The organism is Rouxiella badensis (assembly GCF_002093665.1).
GTDB lineage: Bacteria > Pseudomonadota > Gammaproteobacteria > Enterobacterales > Enterobacteriaceae > Rouxiella > Rouxiella badensis.
On sequence record NZ_MRWE01000023.1, the window covers coordinates 14,199 to 29,586 of the forward strand.

General features: G+C 54.0%; 11 protein-coding genes. 7 read left to right on the top strand and 4 right to left on the bottom strand.

The window, feature by feature from the left end; genetic code table 11:
• Nucleotides 1–7: 7 nt before the first annotated feature.
• The 6 genes from nuoM to BS640_RS14110 all read left to right on the top strand — a co-directional run bounded on the left by nuoM (nt 8) and on the right by BS640_RS14110 (nt 7,011).
• A complete protein-coding gene (gene nuoM, locus BS640_RS14085) occupies nt 8–1,537 on the top strand; it encodes an NADH-quinone oxidoreductase subunit M (protein ID WP_017491783.1) in 1,530 nt (509 codons plus the stop codon).
• 6 nt (nt 1,538–1,543) lie between these two features.
• Nucleotides 1,544–3,001: an NADH-quinone oxidoreductase subunit NuoN gene (nuoN, locus tag BS640_RS14090; RefSeq protein WP_017491784.1), complete on the top strand. Its 1,458-nt coding sequence runs from the start codon at nt 1,544–1,546 to the stop codon at nt 2,999–3,001.
• Nucleotides 3,002–3,229: 228 nt separating this feature from the next.
• The gene (gene elaB / locus BS640_RS14095) at nt 3,230–3,538 is read left to right on the top strand and encodes a stress response protein ElaB (RefSeq protein ID WP_017491785.1); all 309 of its coding nucleotides are present in this window, start codon (nt 3,230–3,232) and stop codon (nt 3,536–3,538) included.
• 224 nt (nt 3,539–3,762) lie between these two features.
• On the top strand, nt 3,763–5,082 hold the full coding sequence (gene tcuC / locus BS640_RS14100) for an MFS transporter (protein WP_017491786.1): 1,320 nt from the start codon (nt 3,763–3,765) through the stop codon (nt 5,080–5,082).
• Nucleotides 5,083–5,237: 155 nt separating this feature from the next.
• Nucleotides 5,238–5,783, top strand: a complete 546-nt coding sequence (locus BS640_RS14105) for a YfaZ family outer membrane protein (RefSeq protein ID WP_017491787.1) — start codon at nt 5,238–5,240, stop codon at nt 5,781–5,783.
• 31 nt (nt 5,784–5,814) lie between these two features.
• Nucleotides 5,815–7,011, top strand: coding sequence for a nicotinamide mononucleotide deamidase-related protein YfaY (locus tag BS640_RS14110; RefSeq protein WP_084912791.1), 1,197 nt, complete (start codon nt 5,815–5,817; stop codon nt 7,009–7,011).
• 548 nt (nt 7,012–7,559) lie between these two features.
• Here the strand turns inward: BS640_RS14110 and yfaE are convergent.
• The 4 genes from yfaE to ubiG all read right to left on the bottom strand — a co-directional run bounded on the left by yfaE (nt 7,560) and on the right by ubiG (nt 12,556).
• The gene (gene yfaE, locus BS640_RS14115; protein WP_084912792.1) at nt 7,560–7,820 is read right to left on the bottom strand and encodes a class I ribonucleotide reductase maintenance protein YfaE; all 261 of its coding nucleotides are present in this window, start codon (nt 7,818–7,820) and stop codon (nt 7,560–7,562) included.
• A 3-nt stretch (nt 7,821–7,823) separates the two neighbouring features.
• Nucleotides 7,824–8,954, bottom strand: coding sequence for a class Ia ribonucleoside-diphosphate reductase subunit beta (gene nrdB, locus BS640_RS14120; protein ID WP_017491791.1), 1,131 nt, complete (start codon nt 8,952–8,954; stop codon nt 7,824–7,826).
• 54 nt (nt 8,955–9,008) lie between these two features.
• Nucleotides 9,009–11,288 carry a class 1a ribonucleoside-diphosphate reductase subunit alpha gene (gene nrdA / locus BS640_RS14125; protein WP_084912793.1) on the bottom strand — a complete coding sequence of 760 codons (2,280 nt, stop codon included), beginning with the start codon at nt 11,286–11,288 and terminating at the stop codon, nt 9,009–9,011.
• A 500-nt stretch (nt 11,289–11,788) separates the two neighbouring features.
• A complete protein-coding gene (gene ubiG, locus BS640_RS14130; RefSeq protein ID WP_017491793.1) occupies nt 11,789–12,556 on the bottom strand; it encodes a bifunctional 2-polyprenyl-6-hydroxyphenol methylase/3-demethylubiquinol 3-O-methyltransferase UbiG in 768 nt (255 codons plus the stop codon).
• A 159-nt stretch (nt 12,557–12,715) separates the two neighbouring features.
• Between ubiG and gyrA the strand changes: the two genes are divergently transcribed.
• Nucleotides 12,716–15,364, top strand: coding sequence for a DNA topoisomerase (ATP-hydrolyzing) subunit A (gyrA, locus tag BS640_RS14135; protein ID WP_017491794.1), 2,649 nt, complete (start codon nt 12,716–12,718; stop codon nt 15,362–15,364).
• Nucleotides 15,365–15,388: the final 24 nt, after the last annotated feature.

The window sequence follows — 15,388 nt, forward strand, 5'->3', positions numbered from 1 at the left end:
CTACGCCATGCTATTACCTTGGCTAATTTTTATCCCCTTTATTGGCGGACTGCTGTGTTGGCAGACGGAGCGCTTCGGAAGCAAAGTACCTCGCTGGATAGCACTCGTCGCGATGGGGCTGACCTTGGCACTTTCCCTTCAGCTGTGGCTGCAGGGTGGGTACTCGTTAACGGCGCCGAAGGGCATTCCACAGTGGCAATCCGAGTTTTCGGTGCCGTGGATCCCACGCTTTGGCATTAACTTCCACCTGGCGCTCGACGGTTTGTCGCTGCTGATGGTGGTGCTGACCGGCCTGCTCGGCGTACTGGCGATTCTCTGTTCGTGGCGCGAGATCCAGAAGTATCAGGGGTTCTTCCACCTGAACCTGCTGTGGATCCTCGGCGGCGTGATTGGGGTGTTCCTCTCCATCGACATGTTCCTGTTCTTCTTCTTCTGGGAAATGATGTTGGTGCCGATGTACTTCCTGATAGCGCTGTGGGGTCACAAGGCGTCAGACGGTAAAACGCGTATCAGCGCGGCGACCAAGTTCTTCATCTATACCCAGGCCAGCGGTCTGGTGATGCTGATTGCGATTCTGGGACTGGTCTTCGTGCACTACAACGCGACCGGTGTCTGGACCTTCAGCTATGAACAACTGCTGAAAACCCCGATGACGCACAACGTCGAATACCTGCTGATGCTGGGCTTCTTTATCGCCTTCGCGGTCAAGATGCCGGTGGTGCCGCTGCACGGCTGGTTGCCGGACGCGCACAGTCAGGCACCGACGGCGGGTTCTGTGGACCTGGCGGGGATCTTGCTGAAGACGGCGGCCTACGGGATGCTGCGCTTCATGCTGCCGCTGTTCCCGAATGCGTCGCACGAGTTTGCCCCTATCGCCATGTGGCTCGGCGTGTTGGGCATCTTCTACGGCGCATGGATGGCTTTCGCACAGACCGACATCAAACGCCTTATCGCTTACACCAGCGTGTCGCACATGGGCTTCGTGCTGATTGCCATCTTTACCGGCAGCCAGTTAGCTTACCAGGGTGCGGTTATCCAGATGATTGCGCACGGCCTCTCTGCGGCCGGTATGTTCATCATCTGCGGACAGCTGTACGAACGTCTGCACACCCGTGATATGCGTCTGATGGGCGGCCTGTGGGGGCGAATTAAATACCTGCCTGCGCTGTCGCTGTTCTTCGCGGTGGCGACGCTGGGGATGCCGGGTACCGGTAACTTCGTCGGTGAATTCATGATCCTGTTCGGCAGCTTCCCTATTGTGCCGGTCATCACTGTGATTTCGACCTTCGGGCTGGTCTTCGCGTCGGTTTATTCGCTGGTTATGATGCAGCGTGCGTACTATGGCGCGCCTAAGTCGGACCAACCTTTGCAGGGCATGACGGCGCGTGAGCTGTTAATCATCCTGCTGCTGGTCGTGTTGCTGGTATTGCTCGGGGTCTTCCCGCAGCCAATCCTCGATACCTCAAGCGCAGCGATGAGCAATATTCAGCACTGGTTCGGGTCATCAGTTTCATCAATTTCAACGACAAGGCCGTAATTCGCCATGACATTTACTCCTCAAAATCTGATCGCACTGTTACCACTGTTGATCGTCGGATTGACGGTGGTCGTGGTGATGCTGTCCATTGCGTGGCGACGCGACCATTTTGTTAATGCCACTCTGACCGTGATTGGCCTTAACCTTGCGCTGCTTTCGCTGTACTTCGTGGCTAAAGTGGGTCCGCAGGACGTGACCCCACTGCTGCGTGTTGACGGCTATTCCATGTTCTACATTGGCCTGGTGCTGCTCGCCAGTCTGGCCACCAGCACTTTCGCCTATCCATGGCTTGAGGGCTACCCTGACAACCGCGAAGAGTTCTACCTGTTGGTTCTCATTGCGGCAATGGGCGGTATTCTGTTGGCTTATGCCAATCACCTGGCCTCAATGTTCCTCGGAATCGAACTGATTTCGCTGCCGTTGTTTGGTCTGGTGGGTTACGCCTATCGTCAGAAACGCTCACTCGAGGCCAGCATCAAGTACATGCTGCTGTCCGCCGCGGCGTCGTCGTTCCTGCTGTTCGGTATGGCGCTGCTGTATGCGGAATCGGGCGATCTGTCGTTCGCGGCACTGGGCAAAAATCTCGGCGACGCGGTGATTCACCAGCCGCTGCTGCTGGCTGGTCTGGGCATGATGATCGTCGGGCTGGGCTTCAAGCTGTCGTTGGTGCCTTTCCACCTGTGGACGCCGGACGTGTATCAGGGTGCACCTGCACCGGTCTCAACCTTCCTGGCTACCGCCAGCAAGATTGCGATTTTCGCCGTCGTTATGCGCCTGTTCCTCTACGCGCCGGTTGCCAACAGTGAAGCCATCCGTGTCGTGCTGGGCGTCATCGCCTTCTGCTCGATCCTGTTTGGTAACCTGATGGCTATCAGCCAGAGCAACATCAAGCGCCTGCTGGGTTACTCCTCCATCGCACATCTGGGTTATCTGCTGGTGGCACTGATTGCCGTACAGACGCACCAGCTGTCGATGGAAACTGTCGGTGTCTATCTGGCTGGTTATCTGTTCAGCAGCCTGGGTGCCTTCGGTGTGGTCAGCCTGATGTCTAGCCCGTACAGCGGTCCGGACGCAGAATCGCTGTTCTCCTACCGCGGCCTGTTCTGGCACAAGCCAATCCTGTCTGCGGTAATGACGGTGATGATGCTGTCACTGGCCGGTATCCCGATGACGCTGGGCTTTATTGGTAAGTTCTACGTCATTGCGACCGGTGTGACCGCGCATCTGTGGTGGTTGACCGGTGCAGTGGTCATCGGCAGTGCAATTGGCCTCTACTACTATCTGCGCGTGACCGTGAGTCTGTTCCTGAATGCGCCAGAAAGACTGGTTCGCGATACCCCAAATAACTGGGCGTTTACCGCAGGCGGCATAGTCGTGCTTATCTCCGCCATTCTGGTATTGGCTCTGGGTGTCTATCCGCAGCCGCTTATCTCGCTGGTACAGCTGGCTCAGCCGCTGTTCTAACGTTAAAACGGCAACCACAAAACCGCGCATCCTGGATGTGCGGTTTTTTTTCGTCCCGCTTTTTACGCTAAGGTGAAATCAGTGTCGGAAGGTTCTTAAAATACCCGGCATTGCCGCTAAAATTGTCATTCCGTCAGCAACGCGTCGAAAAGTAGGCTAGGGTTATTAGGCAAGGGTTGAGCGTGCCATGCGCACTAACTCGCTGAAATACATCATAAGGAGAAAAGAATGGCTAACCAATTCGAACCACAGCAAACCAGTCTAGACGATGACCTGAGAATGCTTAGTGAAACGCTGGAAGAGGTGCTTAAGTCTTCTGGTGATAAAGCGGATGAAAAATACATCGAAATAAAGTCACGAGCCGAACAGGCGTTGAGTGACGTGCAATCACGTCTGAGTTCGGCCACCGATTCTTACTGTGCCAAAGCGAAAACCGTAGTCCGTCAGGCTGATACCTATGTTCACGACAAACCGTGGCACGGTGTTGGCGTCGGTGCCGCCGTAGGTTTGGTTATCGGCCTGCTTGTGCGCCGATAACCTGCAATATCATTCTTTAGCGGAATGAACAAAATACATGCAACGAGACAGCTAAGGCTGTCTCTTTTTTTTGCCTGTGCTCTCTGATGGGGCAAAGAAAAGTGTGGGTTAATATCATGTTACCTAAAAACAAACGGCCTGCTAAAAAAGTGTGAATAGCATCACATTGAGTAATGATAAAGATAGGGTTAACTGGAGGTAAATAGAAAGCAGGAGTGAACACAATGTCATCCATTAATACCGCCTCTGGCGGTAGCAGGCAGGGTACGGCTGCAAATATCTTCCGCGTTGCCAGCGGCAACTTCCTCGAAATGTATGATTTTATGGTGTTTGGTTATTACGCCAACGCGATAGCCCATACTTTTTTCCCCGATTCCAATCCTTTCGCCTCGTTAATGCTAACGCTGATGACCTTCGGGGCTGGCTTCCTGATGCGTCCGCTGGGTGCCATGGTACTGGGGGCCTATATTGACCATCACGGGCGTCGTAAAGGGCTGCTTATTACTCTTGGGCTGATGGCGTTCGGTACCTTGACCATTGCCTGCGTGCCGGGTTACCACAGCATTGGCGTGGCAGCCCCGATCCTCATTCTGCTGGGGCGCCTGTTGCAGGGCTTCTCTGCGGGCGTTGAGCTGGGTGGCGTATCGGTTTATCTGTCCGAAATTGCGCCGAAGGGTAAGAAGGGCTTCTACGTCAGCTGGCAGTCCGCGAGTCAGCAGGTTGCGGTGGTCTTCGCCGCGCTGCTTGGCGTGCTGCTGAATCACCTGTTGGGTAATGGCGTGATGAACGAGTGGGGCTGGCGTATTCCTTTCGCGATCGGCTGCATGATTGTGCCGTTCCTGTTCTGGATCCGCCGTATGATGGAAGAGACCGACGCCTTCCAGCAGCGTAAACACCATCCTTCGATGGGAGAGATTGCCCGTTCCGTCGCGGCCAACTGGCAAATTGTGCTCGTAGGGATGCTGATGGTGGTCACGACGACCGTCTCTTTCTACATGATCACCGCCTTTACCCCGACCTTCGGCAAAAACGTGTTGCTGCTTAGCGAAGAGCAGAGCTTTATCGTGACGCTGTGTATCGGAGTCTCGAATCTGTTCTGGCTGCCTATCATGGGGGCATTCTCCGACAAAGTGGGGCGTCGTCCTCTGCTCCTGACCTTCAGCACGCTTATCCTGCTGACCTCCTATCCGGCGCTGAACTGGCTGGTCGGGGCGCCAAGCTTCGCTCGCCTGCTTGAGGTAGAACTCTGGCTGTCATTTATGTATGCCAGCTATAACTCGGCGATGGTGGTGGCGTTGACCGAGGTGATGCCTGCGGAGGTTCGCGCGACAGGCTTCTCAATGGCCTACAGTCTGGCGACCGCAATTTTTGGCGGTTTTACGCCGGCCATTTCCAGCTATCTCATTCACGTGACCGGCAACAAAGCGATGCCGGGCGTGTGGTTGTCCATCTCGGCGGTGTGTGGCCTGATGGCAATCGTCGTGCTGCCTTGGGTCACCCGTCAGCGGGCCTACCAGCAGAGTATGATAAAAACCGTTAGCTAATGTTTATCGATTAAGACGAAAGCCCTGACATGTCAGGGCTTTTTTTATGGAGGAAATAAATTTTAAGGATTTGGCCTGATTACTCTGCCAGAAAATTGCTTTAGACTCGCGATGAGTATCACACCTTATAGTTTTATGATTATTCAGGATAAATAATGAAAAAATATCTCGTTGCCTGTTCGGCGGCCGCACTGATGATGACCACCGTTTCCGCTCACGCGATTGGCATTAATGCTCAAGTTGGCCAACACTACACCAGTCTGGGCTTTGGTCTGGGCAACACCACGCCGGGACTGGCGCTGACCGGCGACTGGACCCATAGCGATCGCGACGGCGACGTCACAGGTCTTGGGCTCGGCTACAATATTGGTTTGGGGCCAGTGATGGCGACTGTAGGGGCTAAAGCACTCTACACCAGCCCTAAAGACGGCAGTGACGGTTACGCCGTACCGATTGGTGGTGGACTGCAACTGCCGCTGGGTCATTACCTGAGCCTGTATGGTAATGCTTATTACGCGCCGGATTCACTCTCCAGCGGCATCAACAACTACAAAGAAGCCACCGGTGGTATTCGCTTCTCGCCAATCAGTCTGGTAAGTATTGACGTGGGTTATCGTTATCAGGCGCTGAACGGTAAAGACGGCCATCGCGATAACGTCATTGCCGACGGTGCTTACCTCGGCGGAGCGGTGAATTTCTAAAGCAATAATTATGTGATTTAAGGAGAGGGTAATGCTTAGGGTTGAGATGCTTAGTACGGGTGACGAGGTTCTGCACGGCCAAATCGTCGATTCAAATTCTGCGTGGCTGGCTAACTATCTGTTTGAACAGGGGTTGCCAATGACCAGTCGCGAGACAGTCGGCGACAGTCTTGAGGCGCTGGTTGCCGTCTTGACCGAGCGCAGCCACATTGCTGACGTGCTTATCGTCAATGGGGGACTCGGGCCGACCAGTGATGATCTGAGCTCACTGGCCGCGGCGACCGCCTGTGGCGTCGAGCTGATTGAAGACGCGGATTGGCTGGCCAAGATGTCGTCGTTCTTTGCTCAACGTGGCAGACCGATGGCAGAGTCGAACCGCAAGCAGGCGCAGATCCCGGCCAATGCCGAGGTGCTCGACAACCCGGTCGGCACGGCGTGCGGCTTTACGTTGAAGCTCAACCGCTGCCAAATGTTCTTTACCCCTGGCGTACCCTCTGAATTTAAGGTCATGGTCGAGCAGCAGATAGTGCCACGGCTGCACAAGGCGTTTCCTGCGCTGGAGGCTCCGCTGTGCCTGCGTTTAACGACCTTTGGACGTTCCGAGAGCGACCTTGCCAGTGAGCTGGACGGGCAGGCGCTGCCGGAAGGCGTGGTGATGGGCTATCGCTCATCGTCGCCGATTATCGAGCTGAAGCTGACCGGACCGCGCAGTCAGGAAGCCAGCATGCGTAAAGCCTGGGAGCGTGTGCGCGAGGTGGCCGGTGAAAGCACCATTTTTGAAGGCGTGGGCGGACTGCCTGCACGACTTGCCGAACGTTTGCTGACGCAGAATTTGCGTCTGGCAATTAGCGAGAGCTATACCGGTGGGCTGCTCAACTGGCGGATGCAAAACGCCGGAGCGCCGCTGGCCGGTGGCGAACTGTTGCCGACGCACGGTGAAGATGAATCCTTGTCTGCACTGCTGGAGCGCGCACAGCTTCTGGCCGACAAAACCGGTGCACAGCTGGCGTTGGCGGTGGGTGGGGTATCGGAAGACCGCCTCAGCCTCGCACTGCATACGCCGGGCGGCACGCGCGGTATGACGATTCACTATACTGCCGGCCGCCATGGCCTCGAGCTGCGTCAGGAGACGATAGCAATGATGGCGATGGATATGCTGCGTCGTTATCTGAATGACTGGTCGGTAGTGGCCGATTATCCGTGGTTGAAAGTATTGGAAAAAGTATAGTCATCAGTATTTGGTAATTATTCTCTCGCCAGCGCAGACACTATGTTTGCCGTGTCTGTGACTGAGCGCAATTTCAAAATTATCCACCTGTGGCGAGAAAAAACGCATCTCGCTCAGGTGTCTATTCAGGCGATTTTCTGCCTGGTGTTGTTTGAATAATCTCTCACGATAATTGTCATGATTATCCATTTCCTGCTGCGCCTGCAGGGTCTCCAGTTGACTACCGTGGCCCACGCGATATCGTAGTCATGTCAACTTCAGTAGATAATCGAGCCGTTTACGCTCACCGCCCAGCAGCGGGTGCAGCCAACACATAATCAGGTTGAAACCCGTGCTCTTTAAGCTTTTTTGAGACCAGAGACATTACTGACCCGTATTGTCGAAAATGTAGACGACCGAGCCGGTAATATCGACTTAAGCTTATTAAAATATATATTGAATTAAACAGGGGGGGACTTTTGAAAATTACCAAGGAACGCAGAGGTTTTATTATGGGCAGTTTAGGGTAAAGGGTGTCGCGCAGAGTGGGCAATTATTGAGAGGAGAGGTTAAAGCGTCAGCTCAACATCCCCTACCGGCAGACAGCAGCACGGCAAAATATCTCCGTCCTGGATAAAGGCCAGCGGCTTTTGACTATAAGCCACTTCACCTTTAACCAGACGCATGCGGCAAGAGCCGCAATAACCTTCGCGGCACTGATACTCGACGATCAACTTATTCCGCTCGAAGACTTCCAGCAGGTTGTTGTGCTCGTCCTCGCAGACGAGCGTTTTGCCGAAATCGTGCAGTGTAACGGTAGGCTGACTCAATGCTTAGAACTCGAAGTCACTCAGGTCGTCAGCATTCATCTCAGAATCGATCTGACCCACCAGATAAGAGCTCACTTCAACTTCCTGCGGCGCAACCTGTACGTTGTCAGACACCAGCCACGCGTTGATCCATGGGATCGGGTTTGAGCGAGTCTTGAACGGTGCAGTCAGACCCACGGCCTGCATACGGATGTTGGTGATGTATTCGATGTACTGGCAAAGAATGTCTTTGTTCAGGCCGATCATCGAGCCGTCGCGGAAAAGATATTCTGCCCAGTCTTTCTCTTGCTCTGCGGCCAGCACGAACAGGTCATAACACTCTTTCTCGCACTCTTTGGCGATGATGGCCATTTCCGGGTCATCGGCACCGGAGCGCAGCAGGTTCAGCGCGTGCTGAGTCCCGGTCAGGTGGAGCGCTTCGTCGCGGGCGATTAGCTTGATGATTTTTGCATTACCTTCCATCAGCTCGCGTTCTGCGAAGGCAAATGAACAGGCGAAGCTGACGTAGAAACGCACGGCTTCCAGCGCATTGACGCTCATCAGGCACAGATAGAGTTTCTTCTTCAGCTCGTGCAGGTTCACCACAACCGTTTTGCCATTGACCTGATGCGTACCTTCACCCAGCAGGTGATAGTAGCTGGTCATCTCGATCAGCGAGTCGTAGTAACCAGAGATGTCCTTCGCACGCTTGAGGATCTCTTCGTTGGTGACGATATCGTCAAACACCAGTGACGGATCGTTGACGATATTACGAATAATATGTGTGTACGAGCGTGAGTGGATAGTCTCGGAGAACGCCCAGGTCTCAACCCAGGTCTCAAGCTCTGGAATGGAGATCAGCGGCAGTAGCGCCACGTTAGGGCTACGGCCCTGAATCGAGTCCAGCAGCGTCTGATACTTCAGGTTGCTCAGGAAAATGTGTTTTTCATGCTCCGGCAGACCCTGGAAGTCGATACGGTCACGGGCAACGTCAACTTCTTCCGGACGCCAGAAGAAGGATAGCTGCTTTTCGATCAGTTTTTCGAAGATTTCATATTTCTGCTGGTCGAAGCGCGCCACGTTAACCGACTGACCGAAGAACATCGGCTCGAGCAGCTGGTCGTTTTTGTTTTGTGAAAAGGTGGTATATGCCATAACTTCCTCTGAAAAAACCGCCTCTTTTCAGAGGCGTTTTTTGAATTTGAGCAATTAAATCTTGCAGGCGCCGCTTTCGCAGTCGTCAACTTCAGCCTTCATGTCTTCCTGAACATCGTCTGCGCCGTCGCGGGTGTTCTGGTAGTACAGCGTTTTCACGCCAAACTTGTAGGCGGTCAGCAGGTCTTTCAGCAGCTGCTTCATCGGCACCTTGCTGCTTGCAAAGCGGGATGGGTCGTAGTTGGTGTTAGACGAAATCGCCTGATCGACAAACTTCTGCATCAGACCGACCAGATGCAGGTAACCGTCGTTATTAGGCATATCCCACAGCAGCTCGTACTGGTCTTTCAAACGCTCATACTCAGGCACAACCTGACGCAGGATACCGTCTTTAGACGCCTTGATGCTCACGTGGCCGCGCGGTGGTTCAATACCGTTGGTGGCGTTTGAAATCTGCGAAGAGGTTTCAGACGGCATCAGCGCAGACAGCGTGGAGTTACGCAGGCCGTGCTCTTTAATGCTGGCGCGCAGCGCTTCCCAGTCATAGTGCAGCGGCTCATCGGTCAGCGTATCGAGTTCCTTTTTATAGGTGTCGATCGGCAGAATTCCCTGCGAGTAAGTGGTCTCTTTGAACCATGGGCAGGCACCTTGCTCACGCGCCAGTTCGTTAGAGGCTTTCAGCAGGTAGTACTGAATCGCTTCGAACGCGCGGTGAGTCAGGGCGTTGGCGCTGCCGTCGCTGTAACGCACGCCGTTCTTGGCCAGATAATAAGCATAGTTGATAACGCCAATACCCAGCGTACGGCGGCCCATTGCGCCGCGTTTAGCGGCCAGGATTGGGTAATCCTGATAATCGAGCAGGGCGTCAAGCGCACGCACTGCAAGGGTCGCCAGCTCTTCGAGATCATCCAGGCTTTCGATAGCGCCGAGGTTGAAGGCAGACAGCGTACAAAGCGCGATTTCCCCTTCTTCGTCGTTCACGTCATTTAACGGCTTGGTTGGCAGCGCGATTTCAAGGCACAGGTTGGACTGGCGAACCGGTGCAATAGCGGGGTCAAACGGGCTATGGGTGTTGCAGTGGTCAACGTGCTGAATATAGATACGGCCGGTTGACGCGCGTTCCTGCATCATCAGGGAGAACAGCTCAACGGCTTTCACCCTCTGCTTGCGAATGCTTTCGTCCTGCTCGTATTGAGTGTACAGACGCTCGAACTCGTCCTGATCGGCGAAGAACGCGTCGTACAGGCCAGGCACGTCAGACGGGCTGAACAGAGTGATGTCGCCGCCTTTAACCAGACGCTGATACATCAGTTTGTTGATCTGCACGCCGTAGTCCATGTGACGAACGCGGTTGCCTTCAACACCACGGTTGTTTTTCAGAACCAGCAGGCTTTCAACTTCCAGGTGCCACATCGGGTAGAACAGGGTCGCAGCACCGCCGCGCACGCCGCCCTGAGAGCAGGATTTAACCGCCGTCTGGAAGTGCTTATAGAATGGGATACAGCCGGTATGGAATGCTTCACCGCCGCGAATCGGGCTACCCAGCGCACGGATGCGGCCAGCGTTGATGCCGATACCTGCGCGCTGTGAAACGTATTTCACGATGGCGCTGGAGGTCGCGTTGATGGAGTCCAGGCTGTCGCCGCACTCGATCAGTACGCAAGAGCTGAACTGGCGAGTCGGGGTGCGCACGCCGGACATAATTGGCGTAGGCAGAGAAATCTTGAAGGTTGAAACCGCATCATAGAAACGCTTGATGTAGTCCAGACGCGTCTCACGCGGGTAGCCGGAGAACAGGCACGCGGCGACCAGAATGTACAAGAACTGGGCGCTTTCATAGATTTGGCCGCTGACGCGGTTCTGCACCAGATATTTGCCTTCCAGCTGCTTAACCGCGGCATAGGAGAAGTTCATGTCACGCCAGTGATCGATAAAACTGTCCATCTGCTCGAACTCTTCACGGGTGTAGTCTTCCAGCAGATGTTTATCGTATTTGCCCATTTCGACCATTTTGCTGACCTGGTCAAACAGTGCAGGCGGTTCGAACTGGCCGTAGGCTTTTTTACGCAGGTGGAAAATAGCTAGGCGCGCGGCCAGATACTGATAGTCAGGCGCGTCTTTAGAGATCAGGTCTGCGGCAGCTTTGATGATGGTTTCATGAATATCAGCCGTCTTAATCCCATCGTAAAACTGGATGTGGGAGCGCAGTTCTACTTGGGAAACTGATACGTTTTGGAGACCTTCCGCTGCCCAGTCGATGACTCGGTGGATTTTATCAAGATCGATGCGCTCTTTACGGCCGTCACGTTTAGTAACAAGTAGACTCTGATTCATTCGGGATTATACCTTAAAGGTTTATAAAGCAACTGACGACAAAAACACAAAAAGGCACCGTCGGACGAAATTTTGCCGACCAAGCCTAGTGTGCTGCTCAGGATATAAACACAATATATTGTGGGTGTATTATTTTCTGATGACAAGATAGTGATCGATCCACACTTTTGCAAGGCATGAAACTGCCGCGTTTTGTGGATAAGTTGGGGAGAAAATCGCTGGCCTTCTCCGGAGTGCCCATCGCAACTGGGCTTAAAGAAGTGTCAATATCTACGATACGATTTTCTTATATTTTTCTAAAAGCCGATCGACTGCCGATTTATTAAACGTTAGAAAAAAACGCTATATTGGCACCAAAAACTATTCTAAAAAATCATGTTGCAGGGGTTGGACAGGCCAATGCCCTAAAAACTAAGCTTTTATCCTGAAGTCTGGCCGCGCCTGCGTGAATACCTCAACGTGTGCAGCGGCCAGAGCGCGGTAAATGACTTGACTGGTGCTTAGCTTTCAGCAGTTTCCTGTGATTGCGTGTGCAGCATGTAATTCACGTCAACGTTCGGGCCCAGCTTGAAGTGATCCGACAGCGGGTTGTAGTGCAATCCGATGATGTTGCGCTCGTAGAGGTGAGTTCTGTCTACCCACGAGAGCAGCTCGGAAGGTTTAATAAACTTCTTGATGTCGTGCGTCCCCTTCGGAACCATCTTCAATACGTATTCGGCACCGAACACCGCCATCAGCCAGGCTTTGTTGTTGCGGTTGATGGTGGAGAAGAACACGTGACCGCCGGGTTTGACCAGGCGAGCACAGGCGGCCACGACCGAGGCCGGGTCAGGAACGTGCTCCAGCATTTCCATGCAGGTCACTACGTCATAACGCTGCGGATTGGCGTCGGCGTGCGCTTCAACCGTTTCCTGAACGTAGTTGACCTTTACGCCGCTTTCGAGTGCGTGCAGGCGGGCGACTTCGAGCGGCTCTGCGCCCATGTCCAGACCGGTCACGGTTGCGCCCGCGGAGGCCATGCTTTCGCTAAGGATGCCGCCGCCGCAGCCGACGTCGAGCACGTTCTTTTCGAAAAGCCCGTTCGAACGCTCCAGAATGTAGTTCAGGCGCAGCGGATTAATGCGGTGCAGGGGTTTGAATTCGCCCTCGAGATCCCACCAGCGTGAGGCGACGGCCTCAAATTTGGCGATTTCGGACTGATCTACGTTTTGGGTATCCACGTTTTGCGAAATGATAGTGTGTTGTTTGCTGTTCGGTGTGGTTGTCATTGGGCTGATAAACTCCTTATGCCTTGTGAAGCCGATTATACATATTCTAGGGACCGAGAGGCAGCTTCGTGCTATAGTTTGACACCTTTGCCTATACCTTGAGTAATTAAGGTATTTTTGGGCAGCGGCCATGAATAATCAGAGAGGGATAGCAGCTCCATGAGCGACCTTGCCAGAGAAATCACACCGATTAACATCGAAGAAGAGCTTAAAAACTCTTATTTGGATTACGCCATGTCCGTTATTGTCGGACGTGCGCTTCCAGATGTGCGCGATGGTTTGAAACCGGTGCACCGCCGCGTACTTTACGCAATGAATGTTCTGGGTAATGACTGGAACAAAGCCTATAAGAAATCGGCCCGTGTGGTCGGTGACGTTATCGGTAAATATCACCCGCACGGTGATACCGCGGTTTATGACACTATTGTTCGTATGGCCCAGCCATTTTCCCTTCGCTACATGCTGGTCGACGGGCAGGGTAACTTCGGTTCGGTAGACGGCGACTCCGCCGCTGCGATGCGTTATACCGAAATCCGTATGTCAAAAATTGCCCACGAACTGTTGGCAGACCTTGAAAAAGAAACCGTCGACTTTGTGCCGAACTATGACGGCACCGAGCAAATCCCGGCGGTTATGCCAACCCGTATCCCGAACCTGCTGGTTAACGGTTCTTCTGGTATCGCCGTGGGTATGGCCACCAACATTCCGCCCCATAACCTGACCGAGGTTATCAACGGCTGTCTGGCCTATATCGAAGACGAAAACATCAGCATTGAAGGGCTGATGGAACACATTCCGGGTCCTGACTTCCCGACTGCCGCTATCATTAACGGCCGTCGTGGCATTGAAGAGGCCTATCGCACCGGCCGCGGTAAAATCTACATTCGCGCCCGCGCTGAAGTAGAAGCTGACGCGAAGACCGGTCGTGAAACCATCATTGTTCACGAGATCCCGTATCAGGTGAACAAGGCTCGTTTGATCGAAAAGATTGCCGAGCTGGTGAAAGAAAAACGTCTTGAAGGCATCAGCGCACTGCGCGACGAGTCCGACAAAGACGGTATGCGTATCGTGATTGAGATCAAACGTGATGCGGTGGGCGAAGTGGTGTTGAATAACCTTTATTCACTCACTCAGCTGCAAACCTCGTTTGGTATCAACATGGTTGCCCTGCATCAGGGGCAGCCAAAGATTCTGGGTCTGAAAGAGATCCTGTCTGCGTTCGTGCGCCACCGCCGTGAAGTGGTGACTCGCCGTACCATCTTCGAACTGCGTAAAGCCCGTGACCGTGCGCACATCCTCGAAGCATTGGCGATTGCCCTGGCAAACATCGACCCCATCATCGAGCTTATCCGTGCTGCGCCAACCCCTGCCGAAGCGAAAGCGGGCCTGGTTGCGCGTTCATGGGATCTGGGCAACGTGTCCGCCATGCTGGCAAGCGCCGGTGATGACGCCGCGCGTCCAGAGTGGCTCGAAAAGCAGTACGGTATTCACGACGGTAAGTACTTCCTGACCGAGCAACAGGCTCAGGCTATTTTGGACCTGCGTCTGCAGAAACTGACCGGCCTCGAGCACGAAAAACTGCTCGACGAGTACAAAGAGCTGCTGACGCAGATTGCTGAACTGATCTACATCCTCGAAAACCCTGACCGTCTGATGGAAGTCATTCGTGAAGAGCTCGAAGCTATTCGTGACCAGTACAACGACCCGCGCCGTACCGAAATCACGGCCAATACCTCCGACATCAATATCGAAGACCTGATCAACCAGGAAGACGTTGTCGTTACGCTGTCGCATCAGGGCTACGTCAAGTACCAGCCTCTGACCGATTACGAAGCGCAGCGTCGCGGGGGTAAAGGCAAGTCCGCGGCACGTATTAAGGAAGAGGATTTCATCGATCGTCTTCTGGTGGCTAACACCCACGACACCATCCTGATGTTCTCCAGCCGTGGACGTCTGTACTGGATGAAGGTTTATCAGCTGCCGGAAGCAAGCCGTGGTGCCCGTGGGCGTCCGATTGTCAACCTGCTGCCGCTTGAACCGAACGAGCGTATTACCGCCATTCTGCCGGTGCGCGAGTATGAAGAAGGCCGTCACGTGTTTATGGCAACGGCCAGCGGCACGGTGAAGAAAACCGCATTGACCGACTTCAGTCGTCCACGCAGCGCTGGCATCATCGCTATCAACCTCAATGAGGGTGATGAGCTGATTGGTGTTGACCTGACAGACGGTAATGACGAAGTTATGCTGTTCTCTGCGGCCGGTAAAGTGGTGCGCTTCTCCGAACAGGCAGTGCGTTCGATGGGCCGTACGGCGACCGGTGTTCGTGGTATCCGTCTGGGCGAAAGCGACAGCGTGGTCTCGTTGATTATTCCTCGCGGTGAAGGTGCCATTCTGACCGTTACCGAGAACGGCTTCGGTAAGCGTACCGAATCCAGCGAATACCCAACTAAATCTCGTGCGACGCAGGGCGTTATCTCCATCAAGGTGAGTGAGCGTAATGGTCCGGTTGTGGGGGCTATCCAGGTAGATAACGCCGACCAGATCATGATGATTACCGACGCCGGCACGCTGGTTCGTACCCGAGTTTCCGAAGTCAGCAAGGTTGGCCGTAACACCCAGGGTGTGACGCTTATCCGTACCTCTGATGGCGAGCACGTGGTCGGCCTGCAGCGCGTTGCAGAACCTGTTGAAGATGAAGAACTGGACGGCGTAGCAACAGTGGAAGGTGAACTGGAAGCTGCGCAGGAAAGCGAAGCACCTGACGATATCGAAGCAGAAGACGACGAGCAACCTTCAGAAGACGAATAAAATCGATTTCTCAGGTTGAGCGAC

Excerpts from the sequence above, each read along its gene's own strand:
- BS640_RS14105 (WP_017491787.1), top strand. The coding sequence starts at position 5,238 with ATGAAAAAATATCTCGTTGCCTGTTCGGCGGCCGCACTGATGATGACC.
- nrdB (WP_017491791.1), bottom strand. The coding sequence starts at position 8,954 with ATGGCATATACCACCTTTTCACAAAACAAAAACGACCAGCTGCTCGAG.
- nrdA (WP_084912793.1), bottom strand. The coding sequence starts at position 11,288 with ATGAATCAGAGTCTACTTGTTACTAAACGTGACGGCCGTAAAGAGCGC.
- tcuC (WP_017491786.1), top strand. The coding sequence starts at position 3,763 with ATGTCATCCATTAATACCGCCTCTGGCGGTAGCAGGCAGGGTACGGCT.
- ubiG (WP_017491793.1), bottom strand. The coding sequence starts at position 12,556 with ATGACAACCACACCGAACAGCAAACAACACACTATCATTTCGCAAAAC.
- nuoN (WP_017491784.1), top strand. The coding sequence starts at position 1,544 with ATGACATTTACTCCTCAAAATCTGATCGCACTGTTACCACTGTTGATC.
- gyrA (WP_017491794.1), top strand. The coding sequence starts at position 12,716 with ATGAGCGACCTTGCCAGAGAAATCACACCGATTAACATCGAAGAAGAG.
- elaB (WP_017491785.1), top strand. The coding sequence starts at position 3,230 with ATGGCTAACCAATTCGAACCACAGCAAACCAGTCTAGACGATGACCTG.
- BS640_RS14110 (WP_084912791.1), top strand. The coding sequence starts at position 5,815 with ATGCTTAGGGTTGAGATGCTTAGTACGGGTGACGAGGTTCTGCACGGC.
- nuoM (WP_017491783.1), top strand. The coding sequence starts at position 8 with ATGCTATTACCTTGGCTAATTTTTATCCCCTTTATTGGCGGACTGCTG.